This window comes from Clostridioides difficile ATCC 9689 = DSM 1296 (genome assembly GCF_001077535.1).
Taxonomy (GTDB): domain Bacteria; phylum Bacillota; class Clostridia; order Peptostreptococcales; family Peptostreptococcaceae; genus Clostridioides; species Clostridioides difficile.
In genome coordinates this window covers 492517-510291 of the sequence record NZ_CP011968.1, presented here as the reverse complement: position 1 = coordinate 510291, position 17775 = coordinate 492517, and the positions used below count along the sequence as shown (strand labels likewise).

Here is a 17775-nt window from a genome sequence, read left to right as displayed (position 1 = left end):
AGGGAGTATATTGGAAAAAATGAATAAAGTTACTTCTAAAAAAACTACCTATATTGTTACTTCAGCATTATTTGCATCCATAATATGCCTGACAATAGCATATATATTACATATTCCAGTTGGTGGAAACAATGGATATGTTCATATAGGAGATGCTTTTATTTATCTAGCTGCAACTATTTTGCCAACAAACTATGCTATAGCTGCTTCTGCAATTGGTGCTGGTCTAGCTGATTTATCTACAGGTGCTGCTATCTGGGTAATACCAACTATAATCATAAAACCAATACTTGTATTATTTTTCACTTCTAAAAGTGACAAGATAATAAATAAGAGAAATATAGTTGCTTCGGTTGTAGCAGGTATAGTAGGATTAGTTTTATACATGTTTGCTGAAGGTATAATTATTGGAAGTTTTACAAGTGCATTTGTAATGAGCTTACTTGGCTTATTACAGCCAATAGGAAGTTTTATTGTTTTTATAATCTTAGGTATGGCACTTGATAAACTTGATTTTAAAAAACGTTATTTTAATTAAGAATTTAAATTTATGGAGGGAAAATTATGAATATCTTATATACAATTGAAAATAGTATCTATGTAAATATAACTAATACATGTCCATGTAGTTGTGTTTTTTGTATAAGAAACGAAAAAGATGAAGTTGCAAATAGTGGTAGTTTATGGCTGGAACATGAGCCAAGTGTAGATGAAGTAAAAGAAGCCTTCAATAAATACAATTTAGACGACTATGATGAAATCGTATTTTGTGGATATGGCGAACCATTAATGAGAATAAATGAATTGATAGAGGTAGCAAAGTTTATAAAAGAAAAAAGTAGCATAAAGATAAGAATAAATACAAATGGTCTAAGTGATTTAATACATAACAAAAAAACAGCTATTCTGTTAAAAAATGTTATAGATGCAGTATCAATAAGTCTTAATGCCCCAAATAAAGAAGCTTATAATAGAGTTACTCAACCAAAGTTTGGAGAAAAATCATTTGATTATATGTTAGATTTTGCAAAAGATTGCAAAAAATATATAAAAGAAGTAGCTTTTTCAGTAGTAGATGAAATATCTCCAGAAGAAATAGAAGAATCTAAACAACTGGCAAAAAAACTTGATATACCATTAAGGGTTAGACATAAGAATTAGCAAGTAAAATTATAAAACATTAATTATAAAACATTAAGAATCACCTGAATGGTCTTTCAGGTGATTCTTCCTCTTGTATTAACATTTTACAAAATAGATTTCATACCACACTAGGAATGTGTAAATCATCCAAATCTTTCTCCAATTATCAGAGTTTCCACTAATGTAGTCATTAAAAATCTCATTAATCTCATCTATGTTAAAGAATTTATCTGCTATCTCACTATTGAATTTATCTCGGATGTCCTTATTATATTGGTCATCAGCCATCCATATACGAATTGGCACAATAAATCCTAATTTATTTCTAAAAGCAATCTCTTCTGGTAATGTTTTTGATGCAGCTGTACGAAAGGCAATCTTATTCTCTTTTCCTTTCACTTTATATTCTGATGGTATTCTGGATGCAATATCAAATATTCTTGTATCTGTAAGAGGCATTCTGACTTCCAATCCAACTGCAGTACTCATTTTATCTATATTAAAATAAATATCTCCTTCCAACCATATTTGAATATCTACATTTGACATGTTAGTAAGTGTATCTAGTTCTTCTGTTTCTTCATAAATTCCCTTTACCACTTCAATAGGAAGCACATCAGGATTGTATTTCTTAAGAATTTTTCTTTTCTCACCCTCATTCATAATGTTTGTATTTCCAATATAAAATGTCTTCAAATTCTCTCCATAACACTCTGCCTTATGGTATATATTATATCCACAAAAAAACTCATCTGCTCCTTCTCCAGAGTAACAGATATTTGTGTTTTCAGCTGCTGCCTTGCATCCAATAGCAAAAACGATAGCAGATGCATCTCCAGTTGGTTGCTCCATATGGTACATTACATAAGGTACTGACGCAAAATACTCTTCAGGTGTAATTATATATCTCGAATTTTTACACCCAAGAATATTAGCTGTCTGTTGTGCTAATTTTGATTCATCAAAACGCTCTTCCTCATAACCACATGAACCTGTTTTTTCTATATCTGACATTGCCAATATATAAGATGAATCAACACCTCCTGATAGGAATAACTCTGCAGTTTCATTCTCTGATTTTACCTCTGGCATAATTTTCTGAAGTGTTGTATGAATTTCATCCGTCCATTCCTCAATAGACTTGCTGTGGTCAGGATGAAATTCAGGTTTCCAATAACGACCAATACATACTGTTTTATTCTGATAGACAAGGTAATGTCCTGGCATAAGCTTCTTTACTCCACGGAAGAATGTATTTTCACCTGCTACATATGTGAAAGACATATAAATCTGTAACATGTCTTCATTTAACTCTTTCACAAATCCTGGTTGCTCCATAATCTTACGAATAGATGAACCATAGAGAAGCTTCCCATTTTCAGTCTCATAATAATAGAAAGGTTTTACTCCAAACCGGTCTCTTAGGCAGAAGAGTTTCTTTTCCACAGTATCCCATAATGCAAAAGCAAACATTCCATGCATGTGATTTGCCATATCATATCCCCATGTCTTATATGCTTCCACTAAAATTGCTCGTTCACGCTCATCTCTACATAATGAAGAATCGATTCCAAGTTCTTCACAGAGAACTTTCCAGTTTCGAATATGTCCATTGTATTCTAGAATTTTTATCATATATGTGTCTTTTCGTGTTAAATACTTTTCTTCTAAATTTATCATATGTGTATCCTTTCGTATTAAAACATTTAACTTCTAAATTTATTAAATGTTTATATATATTTATTCACTTATAATCACTGAAAAATCGACTTTTTTCAAAGTAAATTCTTTTTGAATTAGTACTAATCTGCTCTTTATTAATGGCATCAATATGATTATCAAGTATTATCAGTGTTATAACACTGAATTTTTTATTCTTCATAAATATTGCTCCCTTTATATTACCAACTAAATATAATATATCTTATGTTACTTACATATTCTTTAAGAAATTCTGAAGATTTTATAAAGTTTTTTGTATTATAATCAATTAAAAATAAAATTCTAGTTATAAAGCATATTTTCCATTAAACAAAAAAATAGTTAAAATAAATTCATAACTACATAAACTTATTTTAACTATTTGTATATTTTAATTATAAATATTAACTTAAATTTTTAACAGGATACACTCATAAAATAAACATAATGAACAACAAAATAATATGTCTCAGTTTCTTTATACACTTTACCTTCTTTCAATTTTCTACCATGTAGACGTACAAGATAATATTAGTAATTCACTCTATTGCTGTAATTTACTCTATTGCTGTAATTCACTCTATTGCTTAACTCGTGCGATATGGACAACCAAGAAAGCTATTTCCTCATTTGTTAACTTTTTTCCATATTTCTTTTCTAAAAAATCTCTAACTTTTAATGCAATTAACATTTCTTTTGGATTTGACCTTTTCATTTGATTAAATAATAAATCATCACCACTGCTTAACATACTATCTGAAAAAAATCTTTCCACAAAAAATTTTATATGTGTTATAAATCTCATATAATGCATACTCTTTTTATCTAAGGTTCTATTCAAAGAAAAAACAAAAATATTAATTATTTCTCCAATTACTTTGGCATACTTAATCGTATCATATGAATTTCCATCTGAAGCCATAGCATTTGCAAAATGGAAAGCAATGTTAGCTGCTTCTTCCTCTGGTAATTGAATGCCCAATCTCTCCTCTACCATATAAATTGCAACCATTCCAACCTTAAACTCATTTGGATAATAATTTTTTATTTCCCAAAATACTCGATTTGTAATTTTTATTCCTTTACGCATCCTTTCAATTGCAAAGTTAAAATGGTCTGCTAATATTAAGTATAAGTTTTTATTAAAAGATGAGTTCAATAACTTTTCTGCCTCTACTATTATTTCCTGTGTTATCTTTAAAATGTCGACAGGAATATCATCCATTAATTCTAAAAATTGTTTTGATTTTGTATTTTCAACAGGGACAAACATTTGATTATCATTGGAACCACAAATATATTCTCCTGTTTTTTTACCATATCCAATTCCTTTCCCTAGCAAAATAAATTCATTATCCTTTGTGTCATGAACTAAAACAACGCTCGAGTTCAAAACTTTCTTTATTATGTAGTTCATTTTATTTGCTCACCTTCTATTGGTCATTTAAAATCTATACTATTATTTTCAATTACTTTTTTATACCAATAAAAACTATCTTTCTTATATCGATTATATGTCCCCTTTCCATAATCATCAGCATCCACATAAATATATCCATAACGTTTTGACATTTGTTTCGTTGATTCACTGACCAAATCAATACAACCCCATGAAGTGTATCCCCAAAGTTCAACGCCATCTTCGATAATCGCATCTAACATACATTTAAAGTGTTCTTTTAAATAATTAATTCTATATTGGTCATGAACTTTTTTATCTTCAGTTAAAATATCTTTAGCTCCTAATCCATTTTCAACTATAAATAAAGGCTTTCTGTATCTATCATATAATTCAATCAAAGATATACGTAGACCTATTGAATCAATTTGCCAACCCCATTCACTCATTTCTAAATAAGGATTTTTTACAGCTAATAACGTATTCCCAGGTGTAATATCTAATCCAGTTGTATCAGCTGCCTCACAAGAAGACATATAGTAAGAGAATGAAATAAAATCTACTGGATACTTTTTCATAATTTCATCATCATGTTCTTCTTTTACTATTTGAATGTTATTATTTTTAAAATACGACAGTAAATATACTGGATACTCACCAAAAACCTGCGTATCACTATATGCATAAATACTTCTCATTTTTTGTTGAGTTGCCAAAACATCTTCTGGTCTACATGTATATGGATAATACGTTAATTTTGTTAACATACACCCTACTTTTGAATTTGGAATAATCTCATGGCAAATTTTTGTTGCAAGGGCACTAGCTACAAATTGATGATGCATAGCTTGAAAAATAACTTCCTCAAAGTTTTTATCCTTAAAACGGTCTCGAACTAAACCACCAGTAGTGTACGGATGACGAATCATAGAATCAACTTCATTAAATGTAAGCCAATATTTCACTTTGTTTTTATATATTTCACAGATAGTTTCTACATACCTAACAAACATATTGATAACTTGTCGTGAATACCATCCATCATAGTTTAAAACGATATTTAATGGTGGTTCATAATGTGACATAGTAACAAGTGGTTCAATTCCATAACTTATCAACTCATCAAATACATCATCATAAAACTGTAAACCTTCTTCATTTGGCTCTTTATCATCTCCATTTGGAAAAATACGAGACCAAGCAATACTCATTCGATATGTCTTAAATCCCATTTCTGCCATTAGAGCAATATCTTCTTTATAGTGATGATAAAAATCACTACCATGACGTTTTGGATAATTTACTTCATCTTCAGGATGTGCTAATCCTTCTTCTATATCTTTTGTTGTGATTTCATTATTAGATTTATAATCTTTCACATCTGCATCAAAGTGTGCCTTTGCTACATCTGATACAGACCACCCTTTCCCACCTAAATTCCAACCACCTTCAAATTGATTAGCAGCTGTAGCTCCTCCCCAAAGAAATCCTTCTGGAAACTTTCTCATATTTATATTCCTCCCTTTACATCAAACAAGATACTTCCTTTTTTTACATTGCCATAAGACTGGTTTAACACTTTATAAGCATAATCTGCTCCATTATTGTTTACAATCATAACAGTTGAATCTAAATTAGCATGTGAGATTTTGTCTAAATCAAATTGAATTAATAAATCTCCTTCTTTTACATTATCGCCTGTCTTAACAAATGTTTTAAATCCATCTCCATTCATACTTACAGTATTTATTCCAATATGAATCAAAATCTCAGCCCCATTTTTTGTTCTTAAACCAATTGCATGTTTTGTTTCAAATAACATCACAACTTCTGAATCACAAGGTGCGTATAAATTTCCATTGGTCGGTATAATTGCAACTCCATCTCCCAAAGTCTTACTTGCAAATAGTTCATCATTAACCTTACTTAAATCTATTACTTTTCCTTCTACTGGAGTTACTAAGATATTTACTTCTTTTTCTTCTTCTAGCTCTTCTTCAACAACATCTCCAATTGATGACTCTACTGTATTTGTATCTTCCTTCCAAATAATCAGTGTAATAATAAACGAGCCTAATATTGCAATAACAAAACCAATACTTGCAAAAATCAAATTGTTTCCATTGTTTGGGTCAATAAACATACTCATACTGGCAAGCCCTGGTCCAACAATTACAAATCCTTTTACTGCAAATAATCCTAAAAATGTACCAGAAATTGCACTTGAGAATACAACACCTAACATTGCTCTTTTATGTTGTAAAGTAATACCATATAAAGCTGGCTCTGTAATTCCCATCAAGGCAGAAATTCCTGCAGATAATGCTGTTTGTTTTAATGTTTCATCTTTTGTTCGCAAGGCTACTGCAAAACAAGCACCACTTTCAGAAATATTGTGAGCTAATGAAGATGTCATATATAAAGCTTCATAACCCAACTTTCCAATTGTATTAATTGAATAAGGTATTAGTGCTTTGTGCATTCCTGTTGCAACCATAAATGGAAGAAAAGCAGCAAGTAATCCTACAACTAAGAATCCCATTTTGTTATACAAGAATAAAATAATGGTTGTAAAAATTGTACCAACGTTATATCCTAAAGGACCTAAAATAGTTAGAGTAATTGGAACAGTAATTGCCAAAGACATCATAGGAACAAAGAAAGTTCGAATTGGTTTTGGTGAATACTTGTTAAAAATTTTCTCCATTGTTGCCAAGAAAGACACACATAAAATAGCTGGGAAAACCTGTGCATTATAGGCAATGTTTGGAATTGTAAATCCAAATAGTTCGACACCTTCACTTAAAGCAGTTGTTGTTGCTGGAAGCAATAAGTATCCTACAGCGGCAATAGCTACTAAACGATTACATTTCAATACATTGGCAGTAGTTACAGCTACCATAAGAGGTAGGAAATAGAATGTTGCATCTGAAATAGCAACTAATAATGTATATATAGTAGAATCTGATTTTAAAATATTAAACATTGCTAATAACATCAACAGTGATTTTAAAATACCAGCTCCTGCAATAGCAAAAATCAGTGGTTGAAAAATATTAATAATAAATTCTATAAATCTTGTTCCTAAGTTTATTTTTTCTTCAGTTTTTACAGTACTATCATTTGTATCTAAAGGGCAAACTTTTAAAATTTCATCATACACATCAACAACACTATTTCCAATGACAACTTGAAATTGTGCCCCATTAACTATACTCATAACACCTTGTACTTTTTTTAAAGCATCCTGATTGACTTTACTTCTATCAATCAACTTAAAGCGTAGTCTAGTTGAACAGTGTTCTAAAGCTAAAATATTTTTTGAACCACCAACTTGTTCAATAATGTCAATGGCAGTTTTTTTATAATTCATCTTGTAATCTCCTTCTCCATAATTTTTTATGAATGGCCATTCAAGATGCAAAAAAGGCAGAACCTATATAAACACCTTGAAAAATCAAAGCAATATATTCGATCCTGCCTGCATTACCAGTAACATGTCTTCTATTTATACTATTTTGTATTATTATATTAACATTTGCCTAAAAGAATTGTCAATACTTTTTTAAATTTTCTGATACTAACTAATAGCACCTTTATAATTCATTTTTTATGTCAATTAAAGTAACAGTAGCCACCCACCAATTAGTATCAAAATTGAACCTGGTATTTTTTCTTTTATATTTTCTTTGAATATAAAATGAGCAAGTATTAAAGTTATTATCATAGATACTTGAGAAAATGGCTCTGCTATACTAAGTTCTAGATTATTTAAAGCAATTAATAATGCTAAATAAGAATATCCATTAATAGCACCACTTAAAATTGAAAGTCCCTTTTTATTAGTAAAAATCTCACAAATTATTTTTTGTTTCTTTTTAAATGCTAAAAAGATAAATAAATTTAAACCTACGAAAAAATACAGTATAGTTGAATATAATATAGGAGATACTTGTACAAAAAAAGCCTTATCCAATACTCTTCCTACTGACTGCAAAAATATGTATAAAAACATTAATCTACATGGTAAATTGTTAAAAATTACAGAGACATTCTTTAAAAAAGAGCTTACTTTTTTTAATATAAACACTCCACCAATCATAATTATGATTCCTGCAACTTTTGCTAAACTTAAACCTTCACCTAAAAATATAACTGATAAAAGCAGTAAAAACAATGAATTTAAACTATTTATTGGAGTAACAAGTGAAACTTCCCCAGTTGCTAAAGACGTTACATACGCTACTGAACCAATTGAATAGACTAAACTACTTATATAACATGGTATTAAAAACGACCAATCACTAACTCTATCCATTATGCTAAATGGAAGTAAACATACTCCCCCTATAAAGAAAAATAGAAATGATGAAGCTATATTTTTATAAATATCTCCTTCTTCATCACCTAATAATCTTACAACTACTCTTTCAAAAGCTAATAGCACTACTCTAATTAATAATGCAAAATAAGATAATATCATTTTGACCTCGCTTAAAAATTAATCCGACTTATTGTTATATTAACTGTATAAAACTACCATATAGGTAAGTCTTTTGGATTTTTTAATATTTTATGTTTAAATACAGGTACATTAAGTTTTTCACCTAGTTTACGGCATTGCTCTTTATAGGTACCTTTTAATTTATCATGAAAAACTATACAATCAATTCCTCCTTCAATACTATTTATACACTTTTCTAGTTTCTCAAATCCAGATTCATCATCATACATTCCACTTACAATCCATTGATTTGGCAATACATGTCCAATTGATATGTTATATTCTTTATTTTTTATAATATCTGAGAAAGATTTCTCAAAATGTACCCCTCCAACACATAACAAAGTCTTCAAAGGTTCATCACAATCAAATACTCTAATTAATGACTTTGCCAATACCTGTATTGCTATACTATTATTAAAACTATCACTACTACTTCCTATCTCAATATCCAACATAGGTACAGAATATTCTGTAATTAATTTAGATTCTTCACCATATGTTGTTCCAGACCAGTGAGTTGCTTCTGTTAATGTAGTAAATTCATCAAGTAGATTTTCATTTTTTATATCCTCAATAGCATTGATTAGATTTTTAAAGTATCTTGGATTTGAATTTCCAAATTCTCCTGTTGGAACATCTCCAATTGTATGAGCTGTTAGGATATGTTCTGGAGCATTTTCTCCCTCATGCCAATTTACAACTCCTGCAAAATCATAATCTCTGAAATGTCTATTTAAAATTGGAAGATAATATTTATAATTATGACTTATTACATCTTTTGTTTTTACAAAATGAAATAAGTTATTGTTTTTATCCTTAAACTCTAATACAAAATTATCATCAATAACAATATCAGTTTGATTTAAATCCATTATTTCTTCACAACACTTTATCACATTACTGGCTACTGGGTCTTTCTTTAAATCACTGCAAAAGAAAAAAACTGCTTTTTTATTATTCATCCATAAATCACACTCCTATAACTTAAATATAATATATATTCATACCTAAAATCATCTAAATATCACTCTAATTCCATTAAATTATTTATATATAATATACTACCATACTCATTTTAGCTATACCTTTGCCTGAGTTTCTATATATATGTGATACATCAGCTTTAAATCTTATAGAATTTCCACTAGATACAATGTAATCTTCTCCATTTATTTTAATGGTTACTTCGCCACTAAAAACAGTTATAAACTCTTGTGTTCCTGGAAGTTCAGCATTTGAATCTAAATTTCCACCTTCTTCTATTTCAATCATAAATATCTCAAATCTTCTTTTGGAGTCAAATGGAAATATTGGATAACTTATATACTTTCCATTATCTTCAATAAAATGGTCTATATCACTTTTTTGAATCAATTCTATGTCACTTTCCTGCCTCTCCATCAATGATGTAAATGAGATTTTTAGCCCATTAGTTATTTTCTTCAAAGTAGATATAGTAGGATTTACCTCACACTTTTCAATTTGAGATAGCATACTCTTACTTACACCACTAAGTTGTGCAATCTTGTCTAAACTAAGATGTTTTTCTTTCCTTATCTTTTTTAAATTTTCAGCGATTATTTCATTTAAACTTTGCATAAATACCCCCTAATACATACTAATATAAGATAAATTATTTTGATTATTAAATAAACTTAGTAATTTAATAGAAACTTTTTATCCATTATAATGTACATTATGTTTAATATACATTACTTTTTTTAGAATGTAAATAGTTTTCTGAAATTTTGTGAAAATGAATAAATAAAAAACTAGTAACCTATATTTTTACAAGGTTACTAGCTTTTATTATAATAATCTTTCATTTTAACTATAAAACTTAGATGCACCTATAAGCTGTCTCTTAGAAACAATCTTAGCTAGGTTTGCTAATGAAGAAATTTTTATATCTTTAAAAGAAACTAAAAATACAAACTTAAAATCTGTAAATTCTTGATTTATATTGTATATATCAAAATAACATCTCAAATTATCAAATAAGTAATTATCCTGTAAGTCTGCTTCTATCTCATCAGTAGCATCTTTTAAATACGCTCTTACATCTTCAAATAAAACACTGAAATAAGACTCATCTATTTCTTCACCTAACTCTTCCAATATTTCTTCTATATCTAAATCATCCATATCAAAAGAATTTCCTGTCAACTGGCAATCAAATACCAATATATTTTCTTGATTTATAGTATTTGATATATCTTGTACATATTCGAAGTCTGGACGTAATTCTAAAATGTCTTTTATTTCACTGCTCTTTACATGGATTTTTCCTTTTCTATTTTCAATTTTTAAATCTATCATATGCTCCCCCTTTCAATCTACAAATCTTTAAATACCTTGTTTTATAATCTTTTCAATATCTATCCAATTACTAACTCTAACTATATTTTGATGTTTAACATCTTTATTATAGTTAGTATCCAGAAGTATTACTTTAACACCATCATCAGCTAGTTGCACTGAGTTTAAAGGATTATCTTCTATAAATATGTCACAACTCAGTTCTCTTGCCTTTTCAACTTTATAATCACTTCCTAATAAGTAAACATCTATATCTGAAAATCCTTGTCTTGATAGCCAATTTTTAGTTACATCAGTTAAACACTCATGTCTAGCCGTTACAAAAGATAAATTATGTCCTTTAGATAATGTGCTAATTACCTCTGTAGCACCCTCTACAATCTTTGCTTCATCATATGAGTGTATATACTTATTATTAAACTCCGCATACACATCTCTTATTCCCGAACCATACAATTCTTCCCAATTATGTGTTATACACTCTGCTTCAGTTATATTTTTATTAAAGATATCATTTAGGTATGGAAGAAAATGATAAGGGCTTGTTATTGTTCCATCTATATCAATACATATATTCAATTTGTTCATTTTTACCTCCATGTAACATTTATTGATTTGATTAATCAAATATTATAGCACAGCTTTAATTATAAATCAAAACTCTGGATATGACTATACCTATATAATACCAAAAAGCTTGCATATTTAAGCAAGCTTTTCGTAAATTTTACATTTTTAACTAATATATAAGTTTTTCTAAGGTTGGTTCCACTCCAAATTGTGATTTCAGTTCTTTATATTCTTTTAATGCTTTGTCATTATTCGTTTTAGTTTTTATCGCTCTTATCATTAAATTTTTTGGTGTATCAAGTGGAGATATGTATTCTACTACAGAAGTATCATATCCATTGCCCTCCAATAACAATGTTCTTAAACCATCAGTTATTAAATCTGCAAATCTAGCTTTAAATACACCATGTTTTAATATTGGTTCCATAGCTTCATATCTATATTGCCCTAATAACTCCTTATGACAACATGGTACTACTACTATAGCTTCAGATTTTGCTCTAATTCCTAGACCTATTGCCATATCTGTAGCTGTATCACAAGCATGTAGACTTATTACAAGGTCAACATCCCTATTAGGTGTATAATTAGTCAAATCCTCTTTTATAAATGACATATTTTTATAACCCAAGTTTTTAGCCATATTTTTTGATGCTTCTATAACTACATCTGAATAATCTATTCCTATAAAATAACAGTTTTTCTTCAATACTTCTTTTATATAAAAATTTAAGACAAAGCTTAAGTAAGATTTTCCACAAGCACAATCCAAGATAGTTATACAGTCTTTATCCTTTATTTCTTTTAAAATACTATCTATCAATTCAACAAAATGGTCTATCTGATTGTATTTTCTTATTTTATCATTTTTTATCTTACCATCTTTTGTAAGTACTCCAATTTCTTTTAAAAGTGCATTTGCTTGTCCTACTTTTACATAATAATCTCTGTTTTTTATTTGAGATGCCGTAAATTCATCTATTTTAGGTACTTCTTCCTTATTGTCTAAATATTTTACATTTACCTTCTTATTGTCTCCTTCAATTACAACAATAGTTCCTCGCTCAACATATTTAAATACTAATCCATCATAATTTTCTGCCTCTTTAGAAATATTCTTAAGCAACTCATTAAACGTATATAAATCTGATTTTCCTTTAAAATTAAATTTATATTTATTATCTTCCTCTATTGCAATTCCTTTAAACTCTTTTCTTCCAGATTTAAAAATCACCTCTAACTCAATAAAAAAATCCCTATTATCAAGGTTTCTTTGAGTAATCCCCATAAAAAACATATTTAGTTTTCCTATACTCTGTTTATTCATCATAATCTCCCTTTTAACTTATATCCTTAAATCTTATTAATTAATATTATTTGTTTCTGAATTATTTATTTCTTCTTTTAAATCGTTCAATCTATTTTTAAAACTTTCTATCTGCTTATCTGATAAATCAAGATATTCTGTTATCTTCCCTATATATTTAGGGCTTTTAGTATTTATTAATTTCAAAGCACTTTCCATAGATTTTTCTCTAAGCTCATATGCTTTCTTTACGTCATCTCTAGCATTACTCAATGTTTCTGTATACTTCTCCTTAGAAAGTTCTGGAATCTGCATATTTTCATATTCTTTTACAACTTCTTTACACTTGTTTCTGGCATTTGTAACATCTTTTTTTATACTAGATAATTTAGTTATATTTTTTGCTATATCCTTAGTGTAAGGTATACATTCTCTCATTGGAACTAAAGCTGCTCTTTCTATATTATAAATTTCTTTCTTAAAAATTCCTATACTTTCCATATCTATTTTTTTTATATCTTCACTATTTTTTTCTTTACTTGTATATTTATTATTTTCTTTTGTATTATCTTCTTGTTTTTCTGATTTATTATTCACTGAAACATTACTATCAGAATTATTCTTTTCTTTTATATCATTACTTCCTTCTTCATTACTTTCTTTATTTTGTATATTTCTATCTTGTTTGTTGTTTAAATTTTTATTATTTGATATTTCTTCATTCTTTTTATTATCCTGTTTTAAATCAGTACTTTCTTTTTCCTTAAAATTTGATACATACTTTTCATCATATGTCTCATCAGAAATATAATTGTGATAATACATAGACTCTTTTATTTTATTAAGTCCACTCATATAAATATTACTTATCATTATTGTTGTAGCTAATACCACATAAATACTACTGTAGATACAAGACCTCTTAAAATTCTTGTAATTTCTGAATATCACTACTAAAGGAATAAGATATAAAAATATAAAAACTAATATCCACCTCATAAGTCGTGTCTCCTTTCTCAAAACCGAAATCCCTCAAATATTTATTTTTAATCATGTATCTTATAGTATTTACCAATTTATGTTTTTTAATCGTGAACTTTTATTAAATTAAATTCTGTATAGTCACAAGATGCTAATGTATATTCTACTCCATTTCGAATCCCCTTCAATCCCATTTTAAAAGATTCTTTACCATGCAAGTGACCATAAATCACCTTTTCAACATTATATTCTTCAAATAACTTTGTAAATAAAGATTCTTCCAATTTATCATTCGTAGGAGGATAATGAGTAATCACAATTATTTTTGAGTGACCACTTTTACGAGCAGATTCTAATGATAGTCTAAGTCTATGTTCTTCTCTTTTATAAACTTTTTCATCAGTCTCATCAAATTTAACATCATTAGGACATATCCAGCCCCTACCTCCACAAATTGCATAATCTTTATATTCATAAAAATTTGTCTGAATAAAACGCATGTCTTCATATAGCTTATTTAAACTTGTAACGGTTGTCCACCAGTAATCATGATTTCCCTTTATAAGTATTTTCTGACCTGGAAGTTTGCTTATTATATCTAAATCTTTTTTAGCTTCGGATAAATTAATTCCCCAAGATGTATCTCCTAGTACTAAGACCATATCTTCTTCCTCAACAACTTCTTTCCAATTATCTATAATTTTCTTTTCATGACCATCCCAATTACTTCCAAAGATATTCATTGGCTTATTGACTGATGTTGAAAAATGTAAATCACCTATAGCATACAAACTCATAATATCATTCCTTTCTTAATTACACTAAATAGGCTGTCTCTTTTTAGAAATTATTTTCCATTAAGAGGCAGCCCCATTAATATTTAGCAAATTTTCTACAAGTAGTTTTTACTGAACTACTTTATCATCTACCTTAGTATCCTTATATTGCTCTAATAATATATCTATTTCTTGTTTTAATTCCAAAATTTCAGTTATATTTTTATCTGTTTCAGTTCTATCAAGTTTTCTTTGGTACTGCATAGCTTTATGTGTATCACCCAAGTCATATAACTCTTGTATTCTATTTAGAGTATCTCTAATAGCTATAGACTTCATTTGGTACATAGCCTGAGCTTTCATTATGTCCTCTCTTATTTCACTCATTTCTTGGTCTAAAAGAAAGGCAGCATCAGATGCTCTTCTAAGCCTTTCAGCAAGAGTCTCAGGTATGTAATGGTCATATTTATATTTTAATGAATGTTCTATTGTAGCCCAGAAATTCATTGCAAGAGTTCTTATTTGTATTTCACATATAATTTCCTTTGAACCCGCAATGGAGTTTATAGGGTATTTTATTATAACATGATAGCTTCTATAACCACTATCTTTGTAATTTGTAATATAATCTTTTTCTCCTATTATAGTCATATCATTTCTTACTTTTATCAAATCAACTATAGCATATATATCCTCAACAAACTGGCACATTATTCTTATACCAGCAATATCATCAATTTCAGTTTCTATATCTTTTGCATTTATCCTTTTTAACTTAGATATTATGGAAGATATTTTTTTTGTTCTACCTGTGACAAACTCTATGGGAGAATATTCACCTTTTGCTAAATATTCTTTTCTTATATTTTTAAATTTTATTTTCAATTCCTCTACTGCATGTTCATAAGGTGCTAGTATCTCATTCCATTTTTCGTATTCCATATTGCTCACCCTTTATTTGTTTTTTATGACCTTCTTTATTTTATCATAATTTATTTTGTTTTTGTATAGTAAAGCAATTCTCCATTTTCCAATATATACCCTATTTCTTCTAAATCAACTAAGTAACTTATGACAGATACTAACGAAGATTTAAAAAAATGATACTCTTTATAATTATTGCTTAAATTATTGTTATTTATAATGTTTTTTAATAAAATTTCTAAAGATTTCGGTTCTACAAGCAACTCTCTTATTTGATATAAATATTTTTTTAAAGCATTCAAATGTTTTTCTATTAATTTATAAGAATCTTCTTTCGATATAACTTGCTTGCCATGCCCTAAAACTAAGTACTCAAAATCTATATTTTTTAATTTTTCTAATGAATTTATTTGTTCTTGTATATCATATAGAAACAAGAAATCGTATTTTGATAAAATTTCATCTCCTATCAATAAATCGCCAACAAAAATCACATTATCCTTCGTCAAAACAGCTATACTACCAGGTGTATGACCCTGAAATTCAATTATATCAAATATTTCATTGTTTAATTCAATTTTTCCAGCTTCTATAGATTTATCTATTTTTATATCATCCAACATTTTATTTTTTAAGATATTATCCATAAATACATTGCTCTTTCCCCCAACAATATACTTTGAAAACAATTCTGGATTTTCTATATATAATTTATCGTATTCAGATGACATTATACACACATCTTTATAATATTCTTTAAATTGATTACAAGCTCCATAGTGGTCATCATGACCATGAGTATTTATAATATATCTAACCTGTATATTATTTTCATCTAATACTTTATTTACTCTCCTAGGTCTTGAACCACATAACCCTGGGTCTATCATAAGTGCTGTGTTATCTTCAAATACATATATTCCTGTATTCGTGCCACCTTTTATAAAAAAGGTATTTCCTTTTACTTTTGTAAGATTCACCTTCTTCACCTCATTTTGACAATATTTATGATACAATTTATTACTTACTAATATAAAACTATACAAGAACAATCCTTTTTATTCTATCTATAGTTCTTTTTCTTATTTTGTATTCTTTAGATATCCTTATTTTCACATTATATGCTAAATTTCTATAAAGTAATGACTCTATAAAATATTCAACTATACCTCTATCCCTAAAGTCTATATCTATATTTCCACTTGAATAAATATTTGAGTCTAATATCATAAGCTCATCAAAAAAGCTTAATCTCTTAGATTTACTTAAATAATCTTTATTTGGAATAAATCTATCACAATAATCTATCCTGTAATTTACTACTTCATCATTTATTTCAAATCCATATTGCTTTTTCATTAACTCTCTATAGTTATTATTTTTCTCAATAACATTATCTAAATTTTTATTATAATCCTCTTTTTTCCAATGTCCAAACATCCTACAATTTAATGGTCTAACTTCATATATTAAACATCTATTATTAGTATCTTTAAATGGACATGGGTTCTTTCTTGTATACTCCTCAAAATAATAATCTAATATTTTACTTATACAGCTTTTTTTTAAATCAACTCTATCTTCAAGATAACAAAATATATTCAAAAACTCAATTAAATTTATACCTACTGACTCCATACAACAATTTCCACATCCAGAACAATTTCCTACTGGCAAGGACTTATATACATCATTTAGTTTGTCAAAGAGCTTATTTTTAATGGAATAATCTATACAATTTAAAATATCTTTATTTTTTATACTAGTCATTATTATTACTCCTTGTTATAATTATTAAGTTAATACAAACAATTATTATAACATATTTTTTAAATTTAATCGCATATGGAGGTATTTTATGAATAGATATACAAAAATAATTAATATGATGGGAAGTTATTACACAAAAGACTTTGAAAAAGAAAAAAAGAATGTAATAAAAGTTAGAGAAGTTAAAGAAGATACAGTTAGAAAATTTTTCTTACAAGGTGACTGTGAAGTTCTTGTAGTATTTGAAGACACTGGGAAAGAAATACTTATTGATGACTTTTCTCCTGAAGAAGATATCAAAAAATATTTAGGAGCAAAATTTATAAATAAAAAAAGATAGTTATCAAAAATAATTCTAAAATTAAAATTTAATAAATGT

At 27.9% G+C, this 17775-nt stretch carries 18 protein-coding genes; 3 read left to right on the top strand and 15 right to left on the bottom strand.

Going from position 1 to position 17775, the window contains the following annotated elements; all coding sequences use genetic code 11:
• Positions 1-10: 10 nt before the first annotated feature.
• Both CDIF1296T_RS02900 and CDIF1296T_RS02895 read left to right on the top strand, forming a co-directional pair.
• Positions 11-538: a TIGR04002 family protein gene (locus CDIF1296T_RS02900; protein ID WP_009888217.1), complete on the top strand. Its 528-nt coding sequence runs from the start codon at positions 11-13 to the stop codon at positions 536-538.
• A 26-nt stretch (positions 539-564) separates the two neighbouring features.
• Positions 565-1161 carry a TIGR04100 family radical SAM protein gene (locus CDIF1296T_RS02895; RefSeq protein ID WP_003431409.1) on the top strand — a complete coding sequence of 199 codons (597 nt, stop codon included), beginning with the start codon at positions 565-567 and terminating at the stop codon, positions 1159-1161.
• Between the two features lie 78 nt (positions 1162-1239).
• Here CDIF1296T_RS02895 and asnB read toward each other — a convergent pair whose 3' ends face one another.
• The 15 genes from asnB to CDIF1296T_RS02815 all read right to left on the bottom strand — a co-directional run bounded on the left by asnB (position 1240) and on the right by CDIF1296T_RS02815 (position 17396).
• Positions 1240-2823, bottom strand: coding sequence for an asparagine synthase (glutamine-hydrolyzing) (asnB, locus tag CDIF1296T_RS02890; RefSeq protein WP_018112606.1), 1584 nt, complete (start codon positions 2821-2823; stop codon positions 1240-1242).
• A 601-nt stretch (positions 2824-3424) separates the two neighbouring features.
• The gene (locus CDIF1296T_RS02880; protein ID WP_003431414.1) at positions 3425-4261 is read right to left on the bottom strand and encodes a PRD domain-containing protein; all 837 of its coding nucleotides are present in this window, start codon (positions 4259-4261) and stop codon (positions 3425-3427) included.
• A 23-nt stretch (positions 4262-4284) separates the two neighbouring features.
• On the bottom strand, positions 4285-5751 hold the full coding sequence (locus CDIF1296T_RS02875; protein ID WP_009895420.1) for a glycoside hydrolase family 1 protein: 1467 nt from the start codon (positions 5749-5751) through the stop codon (positions 4285-4287).
• Between the two features lie 2 nt (positions 5752-5753).
• The gene (locus tag CDIF1296T_RS02870; protein ID WP_009892612.1) at positions 5754-7616 is read right to left on the bottom strand and encodes a beta-glucoside-specific PTS transporter subunit IIABC; all 1863 of its coding nucleotides are present in this window, start codon (positions 7614-7616) and stop codon (positions 5754-5756) included.
• A gap of 246 nt (positions 7617-7862) precedes the next feature.
• Positions 7863-8726, bottom strand: coding sequence for a GRP family sugar transporter (locus CDIF1296T_RS02865; protein WP_003431420.1), 864 nt, complete (start codon positions 8724-8726; stop codon positions 7863-7865).
• Positions 8727-8779: 53 nt separating this feature from the next.
• Complete coding sequence (locus CDIF1296T_RS02860) at positions 8780-9712, bottom strand: D-aminoacyl-tRNA deacylase (RefSeq protein ID WP_003431421.1); 933 nt, start codon at positions 9710-9712, stop codon at positions 8780-8782.
• Between the two features lie 85 nt (positions 9713-9797).
• Entirely contained in the window at positions 9798-10349 is a 552-nt protein-coding gene (locus CDIF1296T_RS02855; RefSeq protein ID WP_003434848.1) for a helix-turn-helix domain-containing protein, read from the bottom strand.
• Positions 10350-10577: 228 nt separating this feature from the next.
• Positions 10578-11069, bottom strand: a complete 492-nt coding sequence (locus tag CDIF1296T_RS02850; RefSeq protein WP_003427789.1) for a hypothetical protein — start codon at positions 11067-11069, stop codon at positions 10578-10580.
• Between the two features lie 27 nt (positions 11070-11096).
• On the bottom strand, positions 11097-11657 hold the full coding sequence (locus CDIF1296T_RS02845; protein ID WP_009888208.1) for a 5' nucleotidase, NT5C type: 561 nt from the start codon (positions 11655-11657) through the stop codon (positions 11097-11099).
• Between the two features lie 151 nt (positions 11658-11808).
• Complete coding sequence (locus CDIF1296T_RS02840) at positions 11809-12966, bottom strand: class I SAM-dependent methyltransferase (RefSeq protein WP_009895417.1); 1158 nt, start codon at positions 12964-12966, stop codon at positions 11809-11811.
• Between the two features lie 36 nt (positions 12967-13002).
• Positions 13003-13944, bottom strand: a complete 942-nt coding sequence (locus tag CDIF1296T_RS02835; protein WP_009888206.1) for a hypothetical protein — start codon at positions 13942-13944, stop codon at positions 13003-13005.
• 86 nt (positions 13945-14030) lie between these two features.
• Positions 14031-14723 carry a metallophosphoesterase gene (locus CDIF1296T_RS02830; protein WP_009895415.1) on the bottom strand — a complete coding sequence of 231 codons (693 nt, stop codon included), beginning with the start codon at positions 14721-14723 and terminating at the stop codon, positions 14031-14033.
• Between the two features lie 108 nt (positions 14724-14831).
• Positions 14832-15644, bottom strand: a complete 813-nt coding sequence (yjbM, locus tag CDIF1296T_RS02825) for a GTP diphosphokinase (RefSeq protein ID WP_003417310.1) — start codon at positions 15642-15644, stop codon at positions 14832-14834.
• A gap of 50 nt (positions 15645-15694) precedes the next feature.
• Positions 15695-16606: an MBL fold metallo-hydrolase gene (locus CDIF1296T_RS02820; protein WP_009895413.1), complete on the bottom strand. Its 912-nt coding sequence runs from the start codon at positions 16604-16606 to the stop codon at positions 15695-15697.
• A gap of 58 nt (positions 16607-16664) precedes the next feature.
• Complete coding sequence (locus CDIF1296T_RS02815) at positions 16665-17396, bottom strand: YkgJ family cysteine cluster protein (protein ID WP_003434835.1); 732 nt, start codon at positions 17394-17396, stop codon at positions 16665-16667.
• Between the two features lie 88 nt (positions 17397-17484).
• On the opposite strand from CDIF1296T_RS02815, the gene CDIF1296T_RS02810 reads away from it, so the two are divergent.
• Positions 17485-17736: a hypothetical protein gene (locus tag CDIF1296T_RS02810; protein WP_003417301.1), complete on the top strand. Its 252-nt coding sequence runs from the start codon at positions 17485-17487 to the stop codon at positions 17734-17736.
• Positions 17737-17775 lie beyond the last annotated feature (39 nt).

Excerpts from the sequence above, each read along its gene's own strand:
- CDIF1296T_RS02815 (WP_003434835.1), bottom strand. The coding sequence starts at position 17,396 with ATGACTAGTATAAAAAATAAAGATATTTTAAATTGTATAGATTATTCC.
- CDIF1296T_RS02880 (WP_003431414.1), bottom strand. The coding sequence starts at position 4,261 with ATGAACTACATAATAAAGAAAGTTTTGAACTCGAGCGTTGTTTTAGTT.
- CDIF1296T_RS02845 (WP_009888208.1), bottom strand. The coding sequence starts at position 11,657 with ATGAACAAATTGAATATATGTATTGATATAGATGGAACAATAACAAGC.
- CDIF1296T_RS02875 (WP_009895420.1), bottom strand. The coding sequence starts at position 5,751 with ATGAGAAAGTTTCCAGAAGGATTTCTTTGGGGAGGAGCTACAGCTGCT.
- asnB (WP_018112606.1), bottom strand. The coding sequence starts at position 2,823 with ATGATAAATTTAGAAGAAAAGTATTTAACACGAAAAGACACATATATG.
- CDIF1296T_RS02810 (WP_003417301.1), top strand. The coding sequence starts at position 17,485 with ATGAATAGATATACAAAAATAATTAATATGATGGGAAGTTATTACACA.
- CDIF1296T_RS02895 (WP_003431409.1), top strand. The coding sequence starts at position 565 with ATGAATATCTTATATACAATTGAAAATAGTATCTATGTAAATATAACT.
- CDIF1296T_RS02860 (WP_003431421.1), bottom strand. The coding sequence starts at position 9,712 with ATGAATAATAAAAAAGCAGTTTTTTTCTTTTGCAGTGATTTAAAGAAA.
- CDIF1296T_RS02850 (WP_003427789.1), bottom strand. The coding sequence starts at position 11,069 with ATGATAGATTTAAAAATTGAAAATAGAAAAGGAAAAATCCATGTAAAG.
- CDIF1296T_RS02855 (WP_003434848.1), bottom strand. The coding sequence starts at position 10,349 with ATGCAAAGTTTAAATGAAATAATCGCTGAAAATTTAAAAAAGATAAGG.
- CDIF1296T_RS02865 (WP_003431420.1), bottom strand. The coding sequence starts at position 8,726 with ATGATATTATCTTATTTTGCATTATTAATTAGAGTAGTGCTATTAGCT.
- CDIF1296T_RS02840 (WP_009895417.1), bottom strand. The coding sequence starts at position 12,966 with ATGAATAAACAGAGTATAGGAAAACTAAATATGTTTTTTATGGGGATT.
- yjbM (WP_003417310.1), bottom strand. The coding sequence starts at position 15,644 with ATGGAATACGAAAAATGGAATGAGATACTAGCACCTTATGAACATGCA.
- CDIF1296T_RS02870 (WP_009892612.1), bottom strand. The coding sequence starts at position 7,616 with ATGAATTATAAAAAAACTGCCATTGACATTATTGAACAAGTTGGTGGT.
- CDIF1296T_RS02830 (WP_009895415.1), bottom strand. The coding sequence starts at position 14,723 with ATGAGTTTGTATGCTATAGGTGATTTACATTTTTCAACATCAGTCAAT.
- CDIF1296T_RS02835 (WP_009888206.1), bottom strand. The coding sequence starts at position 13,944 with ATGAGGTGGATATTAGTTTTTATATTTTTATATCTTATTCCTTTAGTA.